Below are 20,050 nucleotides of genomic sequence, written 5' to 3'. Positions count from 1 at the left end.
AACAACGGGATTCCGCCACGAGTATGAGGCCCGGATCACGGCAAAACGGGCGCTCCTCCCCAGGTGCCTCGCCGCGGCATCCGCGCAACTGGGGAAGCGGGCGCAGGATCGTCGGCATCTCTCGCCGCGATGCTCGAGGCATGCCGCACTCTCTCCCGTCCGACCACCACGGTCTGGTCACATTCACCGATGCCAGAGCCCAGGGCCGTCAGAGCGAGCTCCGCGCCGCAGTCGCCCGGGGTGAGCTCGTGTCGATCCGACGCGGAGTCTTCCGAGCGCCTGAGCACGTCGCCGGCGATCGGCTGACCCGTTCCGAGCAGCATCGGCTCGAGTACGTCTCGGCCGTGCACGCCGTCGCCCGCACGTTCGCCGCCCCCATCTTCACGAGCTATTCGGCGATCGCGCTCCTCGGCCTACCGATCATCGGTCCGTGGCCTGCGGAGGTCTTCATCCTGGCTCGCGGCCCCCACGGACGCCGCAGATCGGGCGTGATCGAGGTCGCGCGCACTCGACCCGTCGACGCTGTCGAGGCCGAAGGATGCCTCGTGACCTCCGTCGAGTTCTCGCTGCTCCAGCTCGCTCGGCACGCTCCGCTCGTCGCTGCATCGACAGCGATGGATGCCGCGCTCCACGTCTCCCGATTCGGCGGGCGTCTGCCGATGACGACCGTCGAACTCCTCGGGGCGGAGCACGACCGACTGAAGCCGTACCCGGGCAGCCGTCGTGGCGAGGCCGTGATTCGTCGGGCGACGACGCTCGCGGAGACGCCCCTCGAGACCGGCAGCAGACTGCTGATCGAGGAACTCGGGTTCGCTGCGCCGGAGCTGCAGCACGAGCTGTGGCTTCCCGAGATCGGCAAGCTCGCGAGCCTTGATTTCTACTGGCCCGAGGTCGATGTCGGAGCCGAGGCCGACGGACGGGGCAAGTACCGCGGCACGTCGCCTCGGAGCGGCACGTCGGCGGGTGGTTCGGCAGAGGCGGCTGCCCGACGCGCAACGGCGGCGGTGATAGCCGAGAAAGACCGGGAGAACGCGATCCGCCGGCGTGTGAAGGGGCTCGATCGCTGGGACTGGGACGACATGCTCCGCAAGCGCCCGGTCGAGGAGCGGCTCCTGCGGCTCGGCGTCCCGCGTTCCCGCCGGCGCACCCACCTCATGTGACGGACGCCCCCCACAGACCTTCGCGTGGGAATCCCGTTGTGGCAGTGGAAGCCCGCGCCGACGGGATTCCTGCGCAACAACGGGATTCCTGCGCGCTGCGCGTCAGCCGGCGAGCACCGGGATCGGCATCGTGAACGGCGGGTCCTTCGGCACCGGGGGTGCTGCGACATCCGCGATCGAGATGCCGTCGGCCGCGAGGCGACGGGCGCTCTCGGCGGCGTCGATCCAGTCGAGCGCCGGCGTCGTGCCGAGCGGCACGACCGAATGCAGCACGGTCGACGGGTACACGTGCACGAGGTTGAAGGCGCGCGCGCCGTCACGTCCGCGGGTGCCGCCGACGGGCACGTTCAGGTCCTGCGTGTAGCAGCTGGCCGACGCGACCGACACGGGCACCCCGGCGAACATCGCCGTCGACGAGTAGTGCAGGTGGCCCGCGATGATCGAGCGGATGTCGCTGCCCTCGACGACCTCGGCGAGCCCGGCCTGCTCGCGCAACTCGACCGACACCGCGAGGTCGAGCACGCTCGGCACGGGCGGGTGGTGCATGGCGAGGATCGTGCCGTGCGGCGCCGGGATCGAGAGCTCCTCGGCGAGCCAGTCGAGCTGGTCGGTCGTGACCTCGCCGTGGTGGTGCCCCGGCACGGTCGAGTCGAGCGTGATGACGCGCAGGCCGTTGACGTCGTCGACGCGGTCGACCGATCGGTACCCGCCGACCTCGTCGTCGAGGAGGCCCTTACGGAACGCCGCCCGGTCGTCGTGGTTGCCCATGACCCAGATCACCTGCGAGCCGAGCCGCTCGGCCACGGGGTCGACGATGCGGCGGATGCGATCGTACGCGTCGGCCTCGCCCTTGTCGGCCAGGTCGCCCGTGAAGACGATCGCCTCGGGCCGCCCGCCCGAGGCCTCGAACTCCTCGAAGAGCGTGCGCAGGTGGTGCTCGCTGGCCACGCGATCGTAGAGGCTGCCGCCACCGGCGAGCAGGTGGGTGTCGCTGATGTGCAGCAGGAAGTGCAACGGGCGCGGAAATTCGGCGATCCGGGTGTTCACGGGGGTGTCCCATCGATCGGCTGTGACGCACGACATCGGGCGTCGCGCTCAACCTAGCCGACCACGCGAAGCTGAACGGCACATGAAGGCGGAGTGTGGCCGAGTCGAAACCTTGCGCGGCGTGCGAGGTTCAGCTCACGGCGTCTTCGCCACGCCGCGAAGGCGCTTCGCTCCGGCCCGGCCTGCGCGCGTTAGGCTCGACGGATGTCCGTCTGCACCTCGCGATCCCGGCGGCCGTGATGAGACGGAACCAGCTGCCCGACGGCCGGCACTTCGCCATCACCTGGTCCATCCCCGACGAATTCGGCGGCATGACCGATGCCCTGCTGCGCAGGTCGGCCGCGTTCCTGCGCGTCGGCGGCGTCGAGGTCGACGTGCTCACCTTCGACGCACGACCCGATACGCCCGAGGTCGAGCTCGCCCTCCGTCGGCGGGGCGACCTGCCGACCGGGGTTCGCATCACGAACCTGTACGACTGGCTGCGCACGCACCAGCTGCCCGGCGGCTCGCTCCGCCTCGAACCCGACGAGTTCACCCCGCTCACCGAGGCCGACGCTACCGAGACGAGGCGGCGTGGCGAGCTGGTGACGAGTCGCTCGCGACTCGGCGCGAACGGCGAGACGCTGCAGACCGATCACTACCGGGCCGACGGCTCACTGCTGCTCAGCGACCGGAGCGATGTGCGACGTCGCGGCGTGTCCGGCGGCCGCTCGATCGTGCTGTGCGACGGCGAGGGCCGGCCCGTTCGCTCCTGGCGGCGGCGCTGGAGCCTGTACCGGGCGTGGCTCGACGCCCTCACGCGCGGCGAGCCGAGTTTCATGATCGTCGACAGCAAGTCGATCGCGCGGTTCATGCTCACGTATCGTCGCGCCAACGTCATCACGGCCCACGTCGTGCACGCGTCGCACCGATCCGCGGCGTCGGACGACCACCCCATCAGGCGCTCGCGACGCGACGTGCTCACGCAGGTGTCGGACTTCGATGTCGTGGCCGTGCTCTCGGACCGGCAGCGCACCGACCTCCAGCGGATCGTCGGACGGCAGCATCACCTCGTGACGATTCCGAACGTCCGGCCCCGGCCGGAGCCTGGGGCTCGCGAAGCCCGAAGCGGCCTCCGGCGCGACCCCGCCCGCGGCATCGTGCTCGCGGCCCTGACTCGGCGCAAGCGGGTCTCGCACGCGATCGCCGCCGTGCAGGCGGCCGATGCTCGCACGAGTGCCCACCTGCACCTCGTGGTCTACGGCGACGGCGAGAGCCGGCCCGCCCTCGAGCGCCGGATCGCTGACCCGACGGTGGTCGAGCTCCACGGCTTCGAACCCGACGCGCGACGGCACCTGCTCGATGCCTCGTTCCTCCTGCTGACCTCGCACTCCGAGGGATTCCCGCTCGTGCTCGTCGAAGCGATGGCGGCGGGCTGCCTGCCCATCGCGTACGACGTGCCCTACGGTCCGGCCGACCTCATCCGCGACGGCCGGAACGGATTCCTCGTGCCGGCCGGCGACGTCGACACCCTCGCCGATGCGATCGTCCGACTGCAACGGATGCCGCCGCGACGCGTCGCACGGATGCGGGCCTCGGCGGTGCGAAGCGCCCGCCGGTTCGACGAGCAGCGCGTGACCCGGATCTGGGCGCGCGAACTCCGCCGCGGCGCAGCTCGGCGCGAGCTTCGGCGGACGGGCCGGTTCGGGGCCGCGCGAAGCGTCGCAGCGCGACTGCCGCTCCCGCGCCCCGTGCGTTCGATCGGGGTCGACATCGTGCACGGGGTCAACCGCGTGCTGCGCGTGCTCCGCCGCGCGGGGTGAAACGTGGTCGTCGCGGCTCGCCCGGCTCGGCTCAGTCGGCCGGGGGCGCTGCGGGCGATGGCGGCGCGGCCGGGGCTCGAGGCGCGGCGACCTCGCCGCCGTTCGACGCCGACCGCCGGGCGGCGACGCCGGCGACCTCGCCGCCGTTCGACGCCGACCGCCGGGCGGCGACGCGCCGGGCGACGACCCTCCGAGCCCCCGCGTGCAGGCCGAGCAGCAGCACCGCGCCGATCGCGTAGCCGACGAGGTCGAGCGGGTCGAACGAGCTGCCGAACACGAGCCGCAACGGCGGCAGGGCCTCGACGAGGCGCGACGGGATGCCGCTGAGTTGCAGCAGCTCGACGGCGGCCGAGACGCCGAAGCCGGCCAGGGCGATCGCCCACGACGGCAGGCGCGGCCACGCGATCGCGATGACGAGTCCGACGAGGCACGCGTAGAGCGCGCTGCCGGCGAGGTCGATCGCGACCGTGCGGTCGAGCAGCTGCAGGACGAGGCCCGCGAGCAGCACGACCGCAGCGGTCGCGGCGAGGATCAGCCGCACGAACGGCTACTCGTCGCGGGAGCCCTTGTGGCGCGGCTTGCGCGCCGGGCCGTCGGCATCGGCCGCGGCTGCGTTGTCGTCGCTCGAGCGCGCCGGCTTGTCGTCGTACGAACGCGGGGGCTTGTCGTCGTACGAGCGGCGCGGCTTGTCGTCGCGGTCGCCGTACGAGCGGCGGGGCTTGTCGTCGCGGTCACCGTACGAGCGGCGGGGTGCGCCGTCACGGCGCTGGGGGGCGCCGCGGTCGGGACGCAGCTCGATCAGGCGACCGCTGATGCGCGTGCCGTCGAGGCGCTCGAGCGTCTCGCGGGGCAGGTCGGCCGGCAGCTCGACGAGCGAGAAGTCGGGGCGGATCTGGATCGCACCGAAGTCTTCACGACGAAGGCCGCCCTCGTTGGCGAGCGCGCCCACGATCTGACGGGGCTCGACCTTGTGGCGGCGCCCGACGGCGATGCGGTAGGTCGCGAGCTGGGGGCCGCCGCGCGAGCGACGGTCGCCGCCGCGGTCGTCGTCGTACCGACCGCCGCGCGAGCCGCCGTCGCGGTCGCCGCGACGGTCGTCACGGTCGCGGTCGTTGCGGGCACCGCGGTCGTCGCGCTCGTTCCAACCACGCGCAGGGCGCTCGGCCGCGGGGTCGAGCAGCAGCGGCGCCTCGCCCTGGGCGACCACGGCGAGCGCGGCGGCCACGTCGACCTCTGGCACGTCGTGGTGCTTCATGTAGTGGCCGATGATGTCGCGGAACCCGTCGATGCGCTCGCTCTGCGCGAGCGCGGCCGTGATGCTGTCGTCGAAGCGCGAGAGTCGGGTGACGTTGACGTCGTCGACGCTCGGGAGCTGCATCTGGGTCAGCTCCTGGCGCGTCGCCTTCTCGATCGCCGAGATGAGGCGGCGCTCGCGGGGGGTCGCGAAGCTGATCGCGTCGCCGGAGCGGCCGGCCCGGCCGGTGCGGCCGATGCGGTGCACGTACGACTCGGTGTCGGTCGGGATGTCGAAGTTCACGACGTGGCTGATGCGCTCGACGTCGAGGCCGCGGGCCGCGACATCCGTTGCCACCAGGATGTCGAGCTTGCCCGACTTCAACTGGTTGACGGTGCGCTCGCGCTGGGCCTGGGCGATGTCGCCGTTGATGGCCGCAGCCGAATAGCCGCGGGCACGGAGCTTCTCGGCGATTTCTTCAGTGACGCTCTTCGTGCGCACGAAGACGATCATGCCCTCGAAGTTCTCGACCTCGAGGATGCGCGTGAGGGCGTCGATCTTCTGCTGGTGCGCGACGACGAGGTAGCGCTGCGTGATCGTCGCCGAGGTCGTGGTCTTGGTCTTGACCGTGATCTCTTCGGGGTCGTTCAGGTACTGCTTCGAGATGCGGCGGATCGCCGACGGCATCGTGGCCGAGAACAGCGCGACCTGCTTGTCGGCGGGGGTGTCGGCGAGGATCGTCTCGACGTCTTCGGCGAAGCCCATCTTGAGCATCTCGTCGGCCTCGTCGAGCACGAGGTACTTGAGCTGCGAGAGGTCGAGCGTGCCCTTCTCGAGGTGGTCCATGATGCGACCGGGCGTGCCGACGACGATGTGCACGCCGCGGCGCAGGGCCGAGAGCTGCACGCCGTAGCCTTGACCGCCGTAGACGGGCAGGATGTGCACGCCGCGCATGCGCGACGCGTACTTCTCGAACGCCTCGCAGACCTGCAGGGCGAGCTCGCGCGTGGGGGCGAGCACGAGGGCCTGCGGCGTCTTCTGCGACTCGTCGAGTCGCGCGAGGATCGGCAGCGCGAAGGCGGCCGTCTTGCCGGTGCCGGTCTGGGCCAGGCCCACGACGTCGCGCCCCGCGAGGAGGGTCGGAATGGTGGCGGCCTGAATGGCCGAGGGGGTCTCGTAGCCGACGTCGGAGAGGGCCTTGAGTACGGCGCCGTCGAGTCCGAGGTCGGCGAAGCTGATCGCGGCGGGCTCTGCGGGAGCCTCGGCCACGACGGGGTTTTCGCCGGAAGTCACATTTCAGCCTACTCCTGTCGCCTGTGAGGCGTCCGGGTACGTTTTTCCGGCGACTTCGACGCAGGGCGAGCGGATGCCGCGGGCGGGCGCCGGCGACATCCGTCCCTCAGGGCGACATCCGTCCCTCAGAGGGCGAGCAGCCGTTCGGTGTCGCCGAAGACCTCGAGGCCGGCGCAGGCCGCGGTGCCGGCGAGCAGCACGCGGCCGTCGTGGTCGAGGTGCCGGAACGCGATGCTCGCGTCGAGCGTCTCCTCGACCCGCTGGTGCATGGCGGTGCGGAGCGGTGCGTGCAGCAGCCCGCCGCGCACCCGCTCGGCGTCGAGCTCGAGCACGCCGTCGGGGCCGGTGACGCTCCACCGCACATGCGTGTCGTCGATCGAGAGACGGGTCTCCTTCGAGCGGTTGTACGTGGTCCACCGGTGCAGTCGACCGCCGTGGCGCAGGCCGATGATCGAGCCGCGGAACGCCCGCCCGAGCCACGGGATGATCGCGATCGAGGCGATGAGCGAGGCATCCGTTCCGTCGCCGATCTCGGTGTCGAGGTGGTTGCTGGCCATCCAGACGTATCCGGCCGGGAAGGCCTTGCCCCAGTCCTTCTCGAGGTAGCCGCGCCCGCCGTCGAAGCTCGTGGGGCGGCCCTCGACCTCGATCTCGCCGGCGAGGCCGTGGCCGAACGAGACGATGCCGTGGAAGCACTCCATGGCCGGTACGAGGCCGTACCAGCCCATGATGCCGGGCTCGCGCGCCGTCACGGGCCACGGTTCGAGCGGTGTGGAGTAGGCGATCTCGCCGCGGAGCTGCGGCAGGTCGAGGGTCATGCCCGCGGGCGAGAACCGGTTCGGCCCGACGCGCACGTCGAACTCCCGGTCGGATGCCGCGAACTCGCCGACCTCGTACCGGTGGTACCAGCTGCGCCCGGTGAGCCCGTCGAGCACCTGCACGAACGCCTCGTCGGTCGTGCGCCCGTCTCCGCCAACCGCACCGCCGAGCCCGCGGAACACCCCCGGGATCACGGCCCACCGCTGCATCCGATCGGCCGAGACGACCTTGTTGTACCAGCCCTCGAAGTACCCCTTGGTCACGCCGTCGCCGTGGAAGGCCTCTGGATGCCGCACTCCTCGCACATACGCCGCCGGGGTTCGCATGCGCCAACCCTAGGGGGCGGCGGGCCCGCGGGGCATCCGCTGCTACGCTCGCTGCGGATTCAGCGCCGAACATGCCCGATCGGCGACGCATCATCACCTCGACCCCGCGAGATCGGACCCGGATGCCCCGCACCACCGTCGAGCGCGAGCTCACCGGACCCGTCGCCCTCGTGGGCGCCGACGGCCGACTGAACCCCGAGGCCGTCGGCTGGACGCGCATGCCCCTGCACGACACGTCGGGCATCGACGGACGACACGCCTGGGGACGCAACAAGCGCTGGGAGTACTGGGCCGTCACCACCCCGACCCACGTGATCGCCCTCACCGTGTCGTCGCTCGACTACGCCGCGGTGCACGCCGTGCTCGTGCATGACCGTCGCACCGGGGCGACGATCGACCGGTCGGCGATCGCCCCGCTCGGTTCGAGCGCCGTGCTGCCGGCCTCGCTCGGCGACGGCCCGGCCCGTGCGGTCACGCGCACGATCTCGATCGACCTCGACGAGGTCGACGGTGGCACACGGCTTCGAGCGACGTCAGGCGACGTGCGGCTCGACATCCTGGCTCATCGGCCGGTCGCCCACGAGAGCCTGGGCGTCGTCGTGCCCTGGTCGGCGACGCGGTTCCAGTACACGGTGAAGGATGTCGCGAGGCCGGCGAGCGGATGGCTCGAGGTCGCCGGCGAGCGCATCGACCTGCCGGCGGGCGAGAGCTGGGCGGTGCTCGACCACGGACGCGGGCGCTGGCCGTACCGCATGACCTGGAACTGGGGCGCCGCGTCGGGCCCGGCCGCCGACGGCCGCACGATCGGCCTCCAGCTCGGCGGCAAGTGGACCGACGGCACCGGCTCGACCGAGAACGCGGTGCTCGTCGACGGACGCCTGCACAAGATCGGCGACGAGCTCGAGTGGGCGTACGACGAGCACGACTGGCTCGCGCCGTGGCGCATCCACGGGGCATCCGTCGACCTGCGCTTCGAGCCGTTCTGGGACCGCGTGAGCTCGACCGAGCTGCTCGTGTTCGGCTCGCACGGCCACCAGTGCTTCGGCCACTACTCCGGGTGGGTGGCTGCCGGGGGCGAGCGCATCGCGGTCGACGGCCTGCTCGGTTGGGCCGAGGAGGTGCGCAACCGCTGGTGACCGGTCGATCCGTCGCCTCGAGGCGTCAGCGGGCCATCGGTCGCGGTCAGGCCGACACCGAACGCGGGCGTCGCGTCGCGATGAGCACCATCGCCCACGTGGCGAGCAGCAGCGCCGTGAGGAGGAGCCCGAGGTCGTCGACGCCGATGGATGCGATCCAGGCGAACGGGTCGCCGAGACCGAGGTTCTCGACCAGCACGCCCGAGAGTTGCACGAGGGCGATGACGACCGCGGCCACCACCGAGAGCACGGTCATCGCGACGCCGTAGACCGCGCCCACATCGCGGTTCCGGATGCCGCGGCCACCCGATTCACCTGCATCCGGCTGCCACGCGTAGGCCCGGCGCATCACGGCGCCCTGTGCGGTGTCGAAGGCGCTCATGCCCGCCGCGAAGAGCACGGGAAGGGTGAGCACCGCCCACCAGGGCACGGCGGCCAGCGTCGAGGCGCCGGCGAGGGCGAGCAGGCCGATCTCGGTCGCCGTGTCGAAGCCGAGTCCGAACAGCAGGCCGACCCCGTACATGCGCGACGGCCGGTCGACCGCACGCTCGAACGGGCCAAGCAGGCGCAGCACCGGGCCGCCGTGGTGGTGGTCGTCGTGACGCGCCTCAGAGCCGCTGCGGACGCGGGCGCGCGCCCGCAGCGACGAGATGTTGACCGCCGCGATCGCCAGCAGGAAGACGCCCGACACGGTCGGCCCGATCACGCCCGTCCAGGTGTGCAGCGCCGACGAGTCGTCGGCGAGCGACGCGCTGATCGCCGCGACGCCGAAGGTGAGCAGCACGCAGAGCACGAGCACGATCGTCGAGTGCCCGAGCGAGAACCAGAACCCCACGGTGCTCGCCGGGCGTCCGCGCTCGGCGAGGCGTCGGGTCGTGTTGTCGATGGCCGCGATGTGGTCGGCGTCGAATGCGTGGCGGAGGCCGAGCGTGTACGCGGCGAGTCCGACGCCGAGCGTCACGAGCGCGGTGCCGTCACCGGCCCCGAGCGGGATGCGCGCCGGTACCACGGCGACGAGCAGCACGCCCCATCCCAGCAGGTGGAGCGCGGCGATGAACGCCACGACGCCGACGGTGCCGCGGCGGGTGTCGACCCGATCGGGTGAGGTCATCGATCCCGCTCATCCGCCACGGCGTCATGCTAACGCCGGGGCGGACGAGCGGGGAGGCCCGATCGGGCAGCCGTCAGTGCGTCGGCGAGGCCGCGGTCTCGGACGTCGCGTCGTCGGCCGGGCCGGTGACGAGCGTCGGGCCGCCCGCGGCATCCGCCCCGTCCTCGGTCGTGACGAGGTGGTGGCGCCGCTCGAGCGCGGCCCCCTCGACGTCGACGTCGGGCATGATGCGGTCGAGCCACTTGGGGATCCACCAGGCCGACCGGCCGAGCAGGGTCATGACCGCGGGCATCAGCAGCATGCGCACGACGAACGCGTCGACGAGCACGCCGAAGGCGAGGCCGAACCCGACCGAGCGGATCATCGTGGACTCCGAGAAGATGAACCCGCCGAAGACCGAGATCATGATGAGCCCGGCCGCGATGACGACCGACCGACCGGCCCGGAAGCCCTGCGCCACGGCGAGTCGCGCGGGAGACCCGTGCACGTAGGCCTCGCGCATGCCGGTCGCGAGGAACAGTTGGTAGTCCATCGCGAGCCCGAACAGGATGCCCACGAGGATCACCGGCAGGAAGCTCAGGATCGGGCCCGTGCTGATGCCGAGCGGCTCGGCGAACCAGCCCCACTGGAACACCGCGGTGAGTGCGCCGTACGTCGCGAAGAGCGACAGGATGAACCCGCCCGTCGCGATGATCGGCACGAGCAGCGAACGGAACACGAGGATCATGATGAGCAGCGAGATGCCCACGACGACCACGAGGTAGAGCGGCAGCACGGCCGCGAGGCTCTCGGAGACGTCGATGTTGATCGCGGCCTGGCCTGCGACGCCGAGCGGGATGTCGCCGTTCACGGGCGGCAGCTCGCGCAGGTCGCGCACGAGCTGCTCGGTCGACACCGAGTTGGGGCCTTCGGCCGGGACGACCTGGAACACGGCGAGCGAGTTGTCGTCGGAGACGTCGATCGCGGCGACCGCGACGACGTCGTCCTGCGCGGCGAGGGTCGCCGCGACGTCGGCCTGGAGGCCGAGCACGTCTTCGTCGGTCGTGCCCTCGGGGAGCTCGGCCGTGACGAGGAGCGGGCTGTTGGCACCGGCGCCGAACTGCTGCTCGGTGACCATGAACGCCTCGTACGCCGGCGAGTCGTGCGGCTCGGTCGAGCCGTCGGGCAGGCCGACGCGCATCGACAGCGACGGGATCGCGACGACGAGCAGGGCCGCGATGCTGACCACGCCCACGAGGATCGCGCGCCAGGTCGGCATCGCCTTCACCACCGGCGGTTCGTGGCGATTGCCCTCGCCGAGGTGGGCGCGCACCTTGCGGCGGAGGATGCGCATGCCGAGCAGGCCGAGCAGCGCGGGGGTGAGGCTCGTCGAGATGAGCACGGCGACGGCCACGGCGATCGCCCCGACCGTGCCCATCAGCCCGAGGAAGGGCACGCCCGTGATGTTCAGGGCGAGCAGCGCCACGATCACGGTGGTGCCGGCGAACACGACGGCGTTGCCCGAGGTGCCGTTCGCGAGGCCGATCGACTCCTCGACCTCCGTGCCCTGCAGCAGTTGCTTGCGATGCCGGTTCACGACGAACAGCGAGTAGTCGATGCCGACCGCGAGGCCGAGCATGACGGCGAGCATCGGCGTGACCGAGGCCATGTCGACGACGCCCGAGAACGCGAGCGAGCCGAGGATCGCGATCGCGACGCCGAAGATCGCGGTCACGAGCGGGAGGGAGGCCGCGATGACCGAGCCGAGCATGACGAGCAGCACGATGGCCGCGATGATCAGGCCGATCGCCTCGCCGATGCCGAAGAGCTCGGGCACGCCCTGCGAGATCTCGGTCGAGAACGAGACCGAGACGCCCTCGATGGGCTCGGCGGTGAAGTGGTCGACGACCGACTGCTTGGCGTCTTCCGAGAGTTCGAGGCGGGGCACCGTGAACGCGACGTTCGCGATCGCGGTCGAGCCGTCTTCGGAGACGAGGCGGATGCCGTCGGCGTAGCCGAGCAGCTGGGTGCCGATCTCGAGCTGCTCGGCGTTGATCTCGAGCTCGTCGGTTCCGTCGTCGATCTTCGCCTGCTCGGTCGCGAGTGCGTCGCGCTGTGCGTCGATCTGGGCCTGCTGGGCGTCGAGCTGCGCCTGCTGCTCGTCGAGTGCGGCGAGCATGTCGGCCGGAGCGCCCGCGGCCTCGGCCTGCTGACGGGCGGCGTCGAGCTGCGCCTGGCCCGCGTCGAGCTGGGCCTGACCCGCCTCGAGCTGGGCCTTGCCGGCGTCGAGCTGCTGCTGGCCGGCTTCGAGCTGTGCGGTGCCGTCGTCGATCTTCGCCTGGGCGTCGTCGAGCTGCTGCCGCTGGTCCTCGAGCTGCTGCTGCGACGCGAACGGGTCGATCACGTCTTCGACGTCGACGAGGTCGCTCTGATCCGCGACGAGCGCGCTGATCTCGGCCTGCTGCTCGGCGGTGAAGGCCGACCCGTCGTCGGTGGTGAAGACCACGGTTCCGGAGGCGCCGCTGTACTCGGGCAGCTGCTCCTGCAGTTCGGCGATGACGTCGCCCGATGCCGTGTTCGGCACGTCGAAGCTCGTGGTGAGGCCCTTGAAGCCGACGAGGAAACCGCCGACCGCGATCGCGAGCACGACGAGCCAGGCGCCGATGACGACCCAGGCGCGTCGGGCCGAGAACTTGCCCAGTCGGTACAACAGCTCAGCCACGTGCATTCCTCCCGATCGCGATCGCGCATGCGATCGACCGGTCGAGTATACGAGACGGACCGTCTCGTCTTTCTGTGAGTAGCATGTGCAGGTGTCCGAGCATCGCCGTGGTCCGGTCCGCAGCGAAGCCGCGCGGATCGCCATTCTCGAGGCCACCGCCCGCCTGTTCGAGACCCGCGGCTACGACCAGCTCACCATGGAGGGCATCGCCGCCGAGGCCCACGTGGGCAAGCAGACCATCTACCGCTGGTGGCCCTCGAAGAGCGCGGTCGTCGCCGACTGCATGGTCGAGGGCCTGCTGCTCCGCGAGTACATGTCGCCGCCCGACACGGGCGACCTGCGCGTCGATCTCACGGCCTGGGTCGACGGCATCCTGACCTTCCTCGAGCACGGCGGCGCCTCCCTCGTGAAGTCGCTCGTCGCGGCGGCCATCGACCAGCCGAGCATCGGCGACCGCCTCGGCGAGGCGCTCGGCATCAACCACCTGCTGAACGCGCGGCTCGAATCCGCGATCGACGCCGGTCAGTTCTCGCCGACGCGGCCCACGCAGTCGTTCGCACGCGCCCTCGTGGGCGCGATCGTGCTCCTCGCCCTGGCCGACGGACCGGCCGAGCCCGGTGCGGCCGGGCAGCTCGTCGACGCCGTGCTCGGCTGAAGCGGCCCGAGGCAGCGCACTCCCGCCTTCGGCACGGCAGACTGGACGCGTGGCCGCCTGGGTGCTGCACGTGGATCTCGACCAGTTCATCGCTGCGGTCGAGGTGCTGCGGCGCCCCGAGCTGGCCGGTCTTCCGGTGATCGTGGGCGGTCGCGGCGACCCGACCGAACGCGCGGTCGTGTCGACGGCGTCGTACGAGGCCCGCGCGTTCGGCGTCGGTTCCGGGATGCCGCTGCGCATCGCCGCGCGCAAGGCACCCGATGCGGTGATCCTCCCGGTCGACCACGAGGCCTACACCGAGGCATCCGTCGCCGTCATGGCGACCCTGCGCGAACAGCCGGGCGCGACCGTGCAGGTGCTCGGGTGGGACGAGGCCTTCGTCGGCGTCGACACCGACGACCCCGAGGCGTACGCGATCGACCTGCGACGCGCGGTGCTCGAGCGCACGCGCCTGCACTGCAGTGTCGGCATCGGCGACACGCTCGTGCGTGCCAAGGTCGCGACCGGGTTCGGCAAGCCGCAGGGGATGTTCCGGCTGACGGCCGGGAACTGGCTCGAGGTGATGGGCCATCGCGCGACGATCGAGCTCTGGGGCGTCGGCTCGAAGATCTCGAAACGGCTCGCCGCCCTCGGCATCTCGACGGTGGCCGAGCTCGCCGCCGCCGACGTCGACCTGCTCGTCGCCGAGTTCGGCCCGCGCATGGGGCCCTGGTTCCGCGAGCTCGGTCGCGGCGAGGGCTCCCGGGTCGTCGACGACACCGAGTGGGTCGCCAGGGGCCACAGTCGGGAGACCACCTACCAGGCCGACCTCGTCGAGCCCGCCGAGATCGAGGCCGCGCTGCGAACCCTCGCCGCGGCGGTGCTCGACGACATCGCGGCCGAGGGTCGACCGGTGATGCGGCTCACCCTCAAGGTGCGCTACGCGCCGTTCCTCACCAAGACGTTCAGCCGCAAGGTCGCCGAGACCGCCGATCGTGACGAGGTGCTCGCGCACGTGAGCCGGTTCGCGGCCGACCGCATCGAGCCGGGCCGACCGATCCGGCTGCTCGGCCTCCGCGCCGAGATGCCGATGCCCGACGACGCCCGCGAGGGGCACACGCCGACGCGCAGCGGGTGGTGAGTCAGGGCGCGTCGACCGCGGTGAGCCACCGGAGCGCGCCGGCGATGAGCGCACGGTGCTCGACCGAATCGTACGACCGGGCATCGTGCCCGAGCGCGTCGTAGACGAGCCTCGACCGGCCGACCCGGCGCGCCCAGACGAGCGGATGCCGCGAGCCGCCCTCCTCGTGCTCGGCGATCGGCTCGATCTCGCCGAGCACCTGCAGGCCCGTGTACCGCTCGTCGAGCACGGTGAAGTCGGCGAGCCCCTCGGCGACGGCGTGGTCGCCCACGACGTGCACCCGTGCCTCGCCGAACGGCGGATGCCACGAGACATCCCGAACCCACCGACCGCCGAGCAGCCGTTCGTACGCGGGGTACGCCCGCAGGCTCGCCGCCGCGGCGTGCATCGCGAGCAGGCCGATCCCCCGTTCCAGTGCCCGGTCGAGGGCGGATGCCGCGGCGGCGGCCTGCGAGGGCGCAGGCGCATCGCCGGGGTCGCCCGCGTTCACCACGAGGAGACGCACGTCGTCGCCGAGCGCCGCGAGCGCGGCATCCGGATCGTCGTCGATCTCGACCGTGAGCCCGGCCCCGCGCACGAGTTCGGCGAGCGCGTCGCTCGTCTCGGCGAACGGATGCCACGGGTCGGCGTAGCGGCCGCCCCCGCTGAGGATGACGGCGTCGGGCATCAGTGGCCGCCCGAGGCGCGGGGCCGGTCGACGACCTGCACGAGGTTGCGACCCCGCAGCGTGTAGATGCGGCCGCGCTCGTCGACGTTCAGGTGCGAGCCGCTGTACCAGGCGCCGTTGATCTCGGAGACGACGACGGTCACGGCGAACGTCTTCGGGTCGAAGCGCCACAGCGTCGTGTCCGACACCGCGTAGACCACACCCCGGTTCTCGACCATCGCCGCGAATCCGGGGCAGAGCGGGCGATGGTCGGCCGTGTGCACGATGCTGCGCTGCAGCAGGTCGATCACGACGAACCCGCCCTTGATCGTGAGCGCGTAGAGATGGCGCCCCTGGATCGCGAGCGCGGCGATGCCGTTCGGCAGCCCGGTCTCGATGCGCCACAGCTCGCGCTGCGCGATCGGGTTCCACGCGATCACGGTGCCCCGGGGGCCCGTCTTCTGCGCGTTGTCGCCGCCGAGGTACGCGACCCCGCGGGTCGTCGCGACCGCGCGCACGAGCTGCACGTCGTCGATCGGGTTCACCGCGATGGTCGACGTCGACGTGCGGGGGTCGTAGGTCCAGATCGACCCGCCGCCCTCGGTGTCGGACTGCACCGCGACGAGGAGCCTGCGGTGCACCGGGTCCCAGGTCGTGTCGAGCGGACGGTTCTGCTCGCCGGCGAAGGCGGCGACCTGGTGGATCGGCTCGCCGCGCTTCGGGTCGTACGACCAGATGCCCTGCGAGTTGTACTGCCCGGTGTAGAGCACACCGCCGATCACCTCGGCGTCCTTCGCCTCGCCTGGTGCGCGCAGGTTGACCACCTCGCCCGTCTTCAGCGAGTGCCGCGCGATGGCGCCGTTGCCGCCGACGTACACGTAGCCGCCGCCGGCGGCCAGGCCCATGCAGGTCTGCGGGCTCACCGGAGCGCCGGCCTCGGCGAGGTCGGTGACCGTCGACGTGCCCGTCGCCGGGTCGACCTCGGCCACGAAGCCGTAGGCGGAGACGACCGCGAGCGTGCCCCCGTGCGCGTCGACGCCCCAGATCTCGCCCAAGTCGAGGTCGCCGACGTCGAGCTGGGTGATCGTGCCGGTCGCCGTCGAGAAGTCGAGCAGCCCGGTCTCGTTCGCGAGGTAGAGGTGGTCGCCGATGGCCGCGATGTTCTTCGCCGTCTTGCCGATCGAGGTCGCGAGCGTGTACGACGAGAGGTCGGCCAGGTCGATCACGGCGACCTTCGACGCCTCCGTCGAGGCCGCCGTCGACGCGACGAGCCGGTCGCCCACGATCGCCAGCTCGCGCACGCTCGGGTCGGCGGCGAACTCGGGCGGCGCGATCGACGAGAACGTCGCGGCCGCCCGATCGTAGGCGAACAGGGTCGCCCGGCCGGCGCTGCCGCCGCCGCCGAGGGTGCTGCCTGCGCCGAAGAAGACGGCCTCGTCGGTGGCGGCCACCGCCCGGGCGAGCGTCGAGGTCGCATCGGGGATGCCGAGGCTCGTGACCTGCCCGGATGCCGGGTCGAACTGCCAGAGCGCCGGCGCCGTCGTGCTGCCGCCGCCGACCGCGAAGAGCGTGCCGTCGGGTGCGACGGCGAGGTCGCGCACGTCGCGGTCGCCGATCGCGCCGATCGGCACGGCGGGCAGCTCGGGCGTCTGCAGGTCCCACCGGTGCAGGTTGGCCTGCGGCCCGCCCGACTTCTGCAGGATGCCGATGTACAGGTAGCGGCCGCTCACGTCGGCCGCCAGCGCCTGGATGGCGTAGCCGGTCGTGACCTCGGTGCTCACAGTCACCGTGCGCGTCGGCAGGTGGAACCCGATGACGCCGGTCGGCTCGATGTTGCGCGAGCCGATGTAGACGGTGTCGCCGACGAGCAGGGCGCTCATCAGGCCGTACTGGCTGACGGCGGGGCCGAGGTCGGTGATCGTCGGGCCGGTCGGCCGGCCCGCGGCGAGCGCGGCCGCGGCGGCCGGGTCGGCGGCGACGAGCGCGGCGAGCGCGGACAGGCCGGCAGCACCGCCCGCCTGCAGCACCACGCGTCGGGAGAGCGTCGGGGATTCGGACATCGGAACTCCTTCGTTCGTAGGGTGGAGATGGAGTGTCAGGCCGTGATGGCGAGCAGTTCGGCATCGACCTCGTGGGCGAGCGGCAGCCCCTGCGAGAACCGTCGCAGCTCGTCGAGCACGACGTCGGCCAGGCGGCCGAGTTCCCCGCCGAGGGACCCCGCGATGTGCGGCGTGAGCAGGGCATGGTCGTGGCCGTAGAGCGGATGCTCGTGCTCGAGCACCCACGGCGAGGTGACGTCGAGGATCGCGAACAGCTCCCCCGCGGTGACCCGGGCGGTCAGCGCCGCCTGGTCGATGATCTCGCCGCGGGCCGTGTTCACGAGGGTCGCGCCGTGCCGCATCAGCCCGATGCCGCGCGCGTCGACGAGATCGTGCGTCGACGGCAGCGACGGGGCGTGGATCGACACGACGTCGGAGGTGGCGAGCAGGTCGTCGAGCGCGACGGACTCCACGCCGAGGCTCAGGGCTTCGGATGCCGACAGGAACGGGTCGTAGACGACGACGTCGAGGTCGTAGCCGCGCAGCAGCTCGATGACCCGGCGTCCGATCTTCGACGCCCCGACGATGCCGACGCGCTTGCCGAAGTTGCCCAGCCCGGGGAACGCCTGCTCGACGTCGAACTCCTCGCGCAGCATCCGGTACCGCGCCGCGATGGGCAGCACCTTCTTGTTGGCCAGCACGATCATCGCGACGGTGTACTCGGCCACGGGGGCCGCGTTCGCAGTCGCCGCCGTGCTCACGCGGATGCCGCGTTCGAGCACGTCCTCCGACACGTACGGCTTCACCGTGCCGGCCGAGTGCAGGACCGCTCGGAGCGCCGGCGCGAGGTCGAGCACGCCCGCGTCGATGAACGGCGCACCCCAGCCCGTGACGAGCACGTCGGTCTCGAGCAGCGCCCGCTTCGCGGCATCCGATTCGAACTCGGTCAGGATGCCGGCGACGTCGGCGACCTGCTCGAACCGGGCGACCTGCTCGGCCGGGAAGATGCGTTCGCGCACGTCGTCGCCCATCGCGAAGGTCACGCGCAGACGCTCGGCGCTCACTTGACGCTCCCGGCGGACAGGCCGGAGCGCCAGAAGCGCTGCAGGCCGATGAAGGCGAGCACCAGCGGCAGGATCGACACGAAGGAGCCCGCGATCACGAGGGTCGAGAATTCGGGGTTCTGCTGCACCTGGCTCTGCCAGAGCGCGATGCCCACGCTCGACGGGAAGAGGTCGCGGTCCTGCAGCATGATGAGCGGCAGCATGAAGTTGTTCCAGATCGCCACGAACTGGAAGAGCACGATCGTGACGAAGCCCGGCACGAGCATGGGCAGGCCGATGCTGAAGAAGCTGCGGATCGGCCCGGCCCCGTCGACGCGGGCGGCCTCGAGGGTCTCGTCTGGCAGGTATCCGGCGCTGAACACGCGCGCCAGGTAGACGCTGAACGGGTTGCAGAACGCCGGGATGAGCACGGCCCAGATCGTGTTCGTCGCGCCGACGGATGCGGCGAGCAGGTAGAGCGGGATGACGGTCGCGGTGTTCGGGATGAGCACGCCGACGAGCACGAACCCGTAGAGCCCGTTCTTGCCGCGGAAGCTGAACTTGTCGAACGCGTAGCCCGCCATGAGGGCCACGAAGCCGCAGACGAGCGCGCCGATGCCGGCGTAGAGCACGCTGTTGCCGAGCCAGCGCCAGAAGATGCCGCCGTCCTGGGTCATCAGCTGCTGGAGGTTCTCGACGAACGCCCCGCCCGGCGAGAACGCGCTCGAGCCGTAGAGCCCCTTCGCGTCCTTCGTGACCGCGAAGAGGAGCCAGAGCAACGGCAGCACCATGTAGGCGACGCCGAGGAGCAGGATGCCGTTCACGGCGAGGCTCGCCCCGGGGCGACCGGCCGAGCGGCGGTTGCGGCTGCGACGGTGGTCGGCCGGCTCGCGCGGCGGGAGTCCGGGCACGCGGGACGGGCCCTCGGGGAGGTCGGGCGCGGGCCGCGACGGCGCGGCGGTGGTCGCGATCATCATGCACGTCCCTTCGAGGCGAAGCGGGTGACGACCCACGAGAGCACCCCGGCCACGAGGGCGAGGATGATCGACGCGGCCGCCGCCTGCGGGAGGTTGTTGCGGTTGAACGCCGCGTCGTAGGCCCACATGTTCGGCACCCACGTGCTCGTGACCGCGGTCGTCGCCGACGAGAGGATCGTCGGCTCGGTGAAGAGCTGCAGCGAGCCGATCACCGTGAACAGCAGGGCGATGCCGAGCGAGGGCGCGATCAGCGGCGTCTTGATCCAGAGCGCGGTGCGGATCTCCCCCGCGCCGTCGACCCTCGCGGCCTCGAGCACCTCGCGCGGCACGGCCTGCAGGGCGGTGAAGAGGATGATCATGTTGTAGCCCGCCCACTCCCAGACGGCGATGTTCACCATCGACGGGAGCACCATGTGCACCGACAGGAAGTCGATCTGGATGCCGCCCGACTCGAGCGCGGAGACGAACGGGCTGACGCCCGGCGTGTAGAGGTACGCCCAGATGAGCGCCGCGATGACGCCGGGCACCGCGTGCGGCAGGAACAGCAGCAGCTGGAGCGCGCGCTTCGCCTTCGCGACCGCGGCGTCGAGCAACAGGGCGAACAGCAGCGCGGTGCCGAGCAGCACCGGGATGTAGAGCAAGCAGTAGAGCGCCAGCCGCCCGAACCCGGCCACGAAGGTCTCGCTCGAGAGCACGTCGACGTAGTTGCCGAAGCCGACGAACTCGGTCTCGGTGCCGCCGAACCCGAGGCCGCTGCGCCGCTCGGCGAAGAGGCTCATGCCGATCGCGTAGACGACCGGCGCGATCATCGCGACCAGGAAGAGCACGAAGAACGGCGTGAGGAAGATGGCGGCGGTGCGGCCGCCGGTGCCGGCGATCGGATGCCGCGTGGTGCGCGGTGCCCGATCAGCGAGTCTGACGCTCATGGTGTTGCCCTTCGG

Annotated in this window: 16 protein-coding genes; 5 read left to right on the top strand and 11 right to left on the bottom strand. The window is 71.5% G+C overall.

The window, feature by feature from the left end; translation table 11 throughout:
* Window positions 1-23: 23 nt before the first annotated feature.
* Entirely contained in the window at window positions 24-1,160 is a 1,137-nt protein-coding gene (locus ATC03_RS02360; protein ID WP_152030834.1) for a hypothetical protein, read from the top strand.
* A gap of 102 nt (window positions 1,161-1,262) precedes the next feature.
* Here ATC03_RS02360 and ATC03_RS02355 read toward each other — a convergent pair whose 3' ends face one another.
* Entirely contained in the window at window positions 1,263-2,207 is a 945-nt protein-coding gene (locus tag ATC03_RS02355; RefSeq protein ID WP_227820208.1) for a phosphodiesterase, read from the bottom strand.
* Window positions 2,208-2,302: 95 nt separating this feature from the next.
* On the opposite strand from ATC03_RS02355, the gene ATC03_RS02350 reads away from it, so the two are divergent.
* On the top strand, window positions 2,303-4,009 hold the full coding sequence (locus tag ATC03_RS02350) for a glycosyltransferase (RefSeq protein ID WP_152030833.1): 1,707 nt from the start codon (window positions 2,303-2,305) through the stop codon (window positions 4,007-4,009).
* A gap of 31 nt (window positions 4,010-4,040) precedes the next feature.
* Here ATC03_RS02350 and ATC03_RS02345 read toward each other — a convergent pair whose 3' ends face one another.
* From ATC03_RS02345 to ATC03_RS02335, 3 genes are all read right to left on the bottom strand, one after another.
* Window positions 4,041-4,550 (bottom strand): ribosomal maturation YjgA family protein, encoded by a 510-nt coding sequence (locus ATC03_RS02345; protein WP_067872659.1) that lies wholly within the window; start codon window positions 4,548-4,550, stop codon window positions 4,041-4,043.
* 6 nt (window positions 4,551-4,556) lie between these two features.
* Window positions 4,557-6,536: a DEAD/DEAH box helicase gene (locus tag ATC03_RS02340; protein ID WP_067872656.1), complete on the bottom strand. Its 1,980-nt coding sequence runs from the start codon at window positions 6,534-6,536 to the stop codon at window positions 4,557-4,559.
* 125 nt (window positions 6,537-6,661) lie between these two features.
* Window positions 6,662-7,681, bottom strand: a complete 1,020-nt coding sequence (locus ATC03_RS02335) for a tocopherol cyclase family protein (RefSeq protein ID WP_067872653.1) — start codon at window positions 7,679-7,681, stop codon at window positions 6,662-6,664.
* A gap of 122 nt (window positions 7,682-7,803) precedes the next feature.
* On the opposite strand from ATC03_RS02335, the gene ATC03_RS02330 reads away from it, so the two are divergent.
* A complete protein-coding gene (locus ATC03_RS02330) occupies window positions 7,804-8,817 on the top strand; it encodes a DUF2804 domain-containing protein (protein WP_067881176.1) in 1,014 nt (337 codons plus the stop codon).
* 46 nt (window positions 8,818-8,863) lie between these two features.
* On the opposite strand, the gene ATC03_RS02325 is transcribed toward ATC03_RS02330, so the two are convergent.
* Window positions 8,864-9,928, bottom strand: a complete 1,065-nt coding sequence (locus tag ATC03_RS02325; RefSeq protein WP_067872650.1) for a HoxN/HupN/NixA family nickel/cobalt transporter — start codon at window positions 9,926-9,928, stop codon at window positions 8,864-8,866.
* Window positions 9,929-10,001: 73 nt separating this feature from the next.
* Complete coding sequence (locus ATC03_RS02320; RefSeq protein WP_067881173.1) at window positions 10,002-12,629, bottom strand: MMPL family transporter; 2,628 nt, start codon at window positions 12,627-12,629, stop codon at window positions 10,002-10,004.
* A gap of 91 nt (window positions 12,630-12,720) precedes the next feature.
* Here ATC03_RS02320 and ATC03_RS02315 point away from each other — a divergent pair, with 91 nt between their 5' ends.
* Both ATC03_RS02315 and ATC03_RS02310 read left to right on the top strand, forming a co-directional pair.
* Window positions 12,721-13,284: a TetR/AcrR family transcriptional regulator gene (locus ATC03_RS02315; protein WP_161490302.1), complete on the top strand. Its 564-nt coding sequence runs from the start codon at window positions 12,721-12,723 to the stop codon at window positions 13,282-13,284.
* Window positions 13,285-13,333: 49 nt separating this feature from the next.
* Window positions 13,334-14,404, top strand: coding sequence for a DNA polymerase IV (locus ATC03_RS02310; protein ID WP_472239151.1), 1,071 nt, complete (start codon window positions 13,334-13,336; stop codon window positions 14,402-14,404).
* A 1-nt stretch (window position 14,405) separates the two neighbouring features.
* On the opposite strand, the gene ATC03_RS02305 is transcribed toward ATC03_RS02310, so the two are convergent.
* Genes ATC03_RS02305 through ATC03_RS02285 form a run of 5 tightly spaced genes read right to left on the bottom strand, consistent with a single transcriptional unit; the run spans window position 14,406 to window position 20,035 of the window.
* Window positions 14,406-15,071, bottom strand: a complete 666-nt coding sequence (locus ATC03_RS02305) for a ThuA domain-containing protein (RefSeq protein WP_067872644.1) — start codon at window positions 15,069-15,071, stop codon at window positions 14,406-14,408.
* Window positions 15,071-17,110, bottom strand: a complete 2,040-nt coding sequence (locus ATC03_RS02300; RefSeq protein ID WP_067872641.1) for an NHL repeat-containing protein — start codon at window positions 17,108-17,110, stop codon at window positions 15,071-15,073. The genes ATC03_RS02305 and ATC03_RS02300 overlap by 1 nt, the downstream gene beginning before the upstream one ends.
* Before the next feature lie 35 nt (window positions 17,111-17,145).
* Window positions 17,146-18,153, bottom strand: coding sequence for a hydroxyacid dehydrogenase (locus ATC03_RS02295; RefSeq protein WP_227820207.1), 1,008 nt, complete (start codon window positions 18,151-18,153; stop codon window positions 17,146-17,148).
* Complete coding sequence (locus ATC03_RS02290) at window positions 18,150-19,109, bottom strand: carbohydrate ABC transporter permease (RefSeq protein ID WP_227820206.1); 960 nt, start codon at window positions 19,107-19,109, stop codon at window positions 18,150-18,152. The genes ATC03_RS02295 and ATC03_RS02290 overlap by 4 nt, the downstream gene beginning before the upstream one ends.
* A complete protein-coding gene (locus ATC03_RS02285) occupies window positions 19,106-20,035 on the bottom strand; it encodes a carbohydrate ABC transporter permease (protein ID WP_067881164.1) in 930 nt (309 codons plus the stop codon). The genes ATC03_RS02290 and ATC03_RS02285 overlap by 4 nt, the downstream gene beginning before the upstream one ends.
* Window positions 20,036-20,050 lie beyond the last annotated feature (15 nt).

Origin of the sequence: Agromyces aureus, from assembly GCF_001660485.1 — a bacterium.
Classification (GTDB): Bacteria; Actinomycetota; Actinomycetes; order Actinomycetales; family Microbacteriaceae; genus Agromyces; species Agromyces aureus.
The sequence above is the reverse complement of the archived record's forward strand: the minus strand, read 5'-3'. Positions and strand labels throughout refer to the sequence as shown.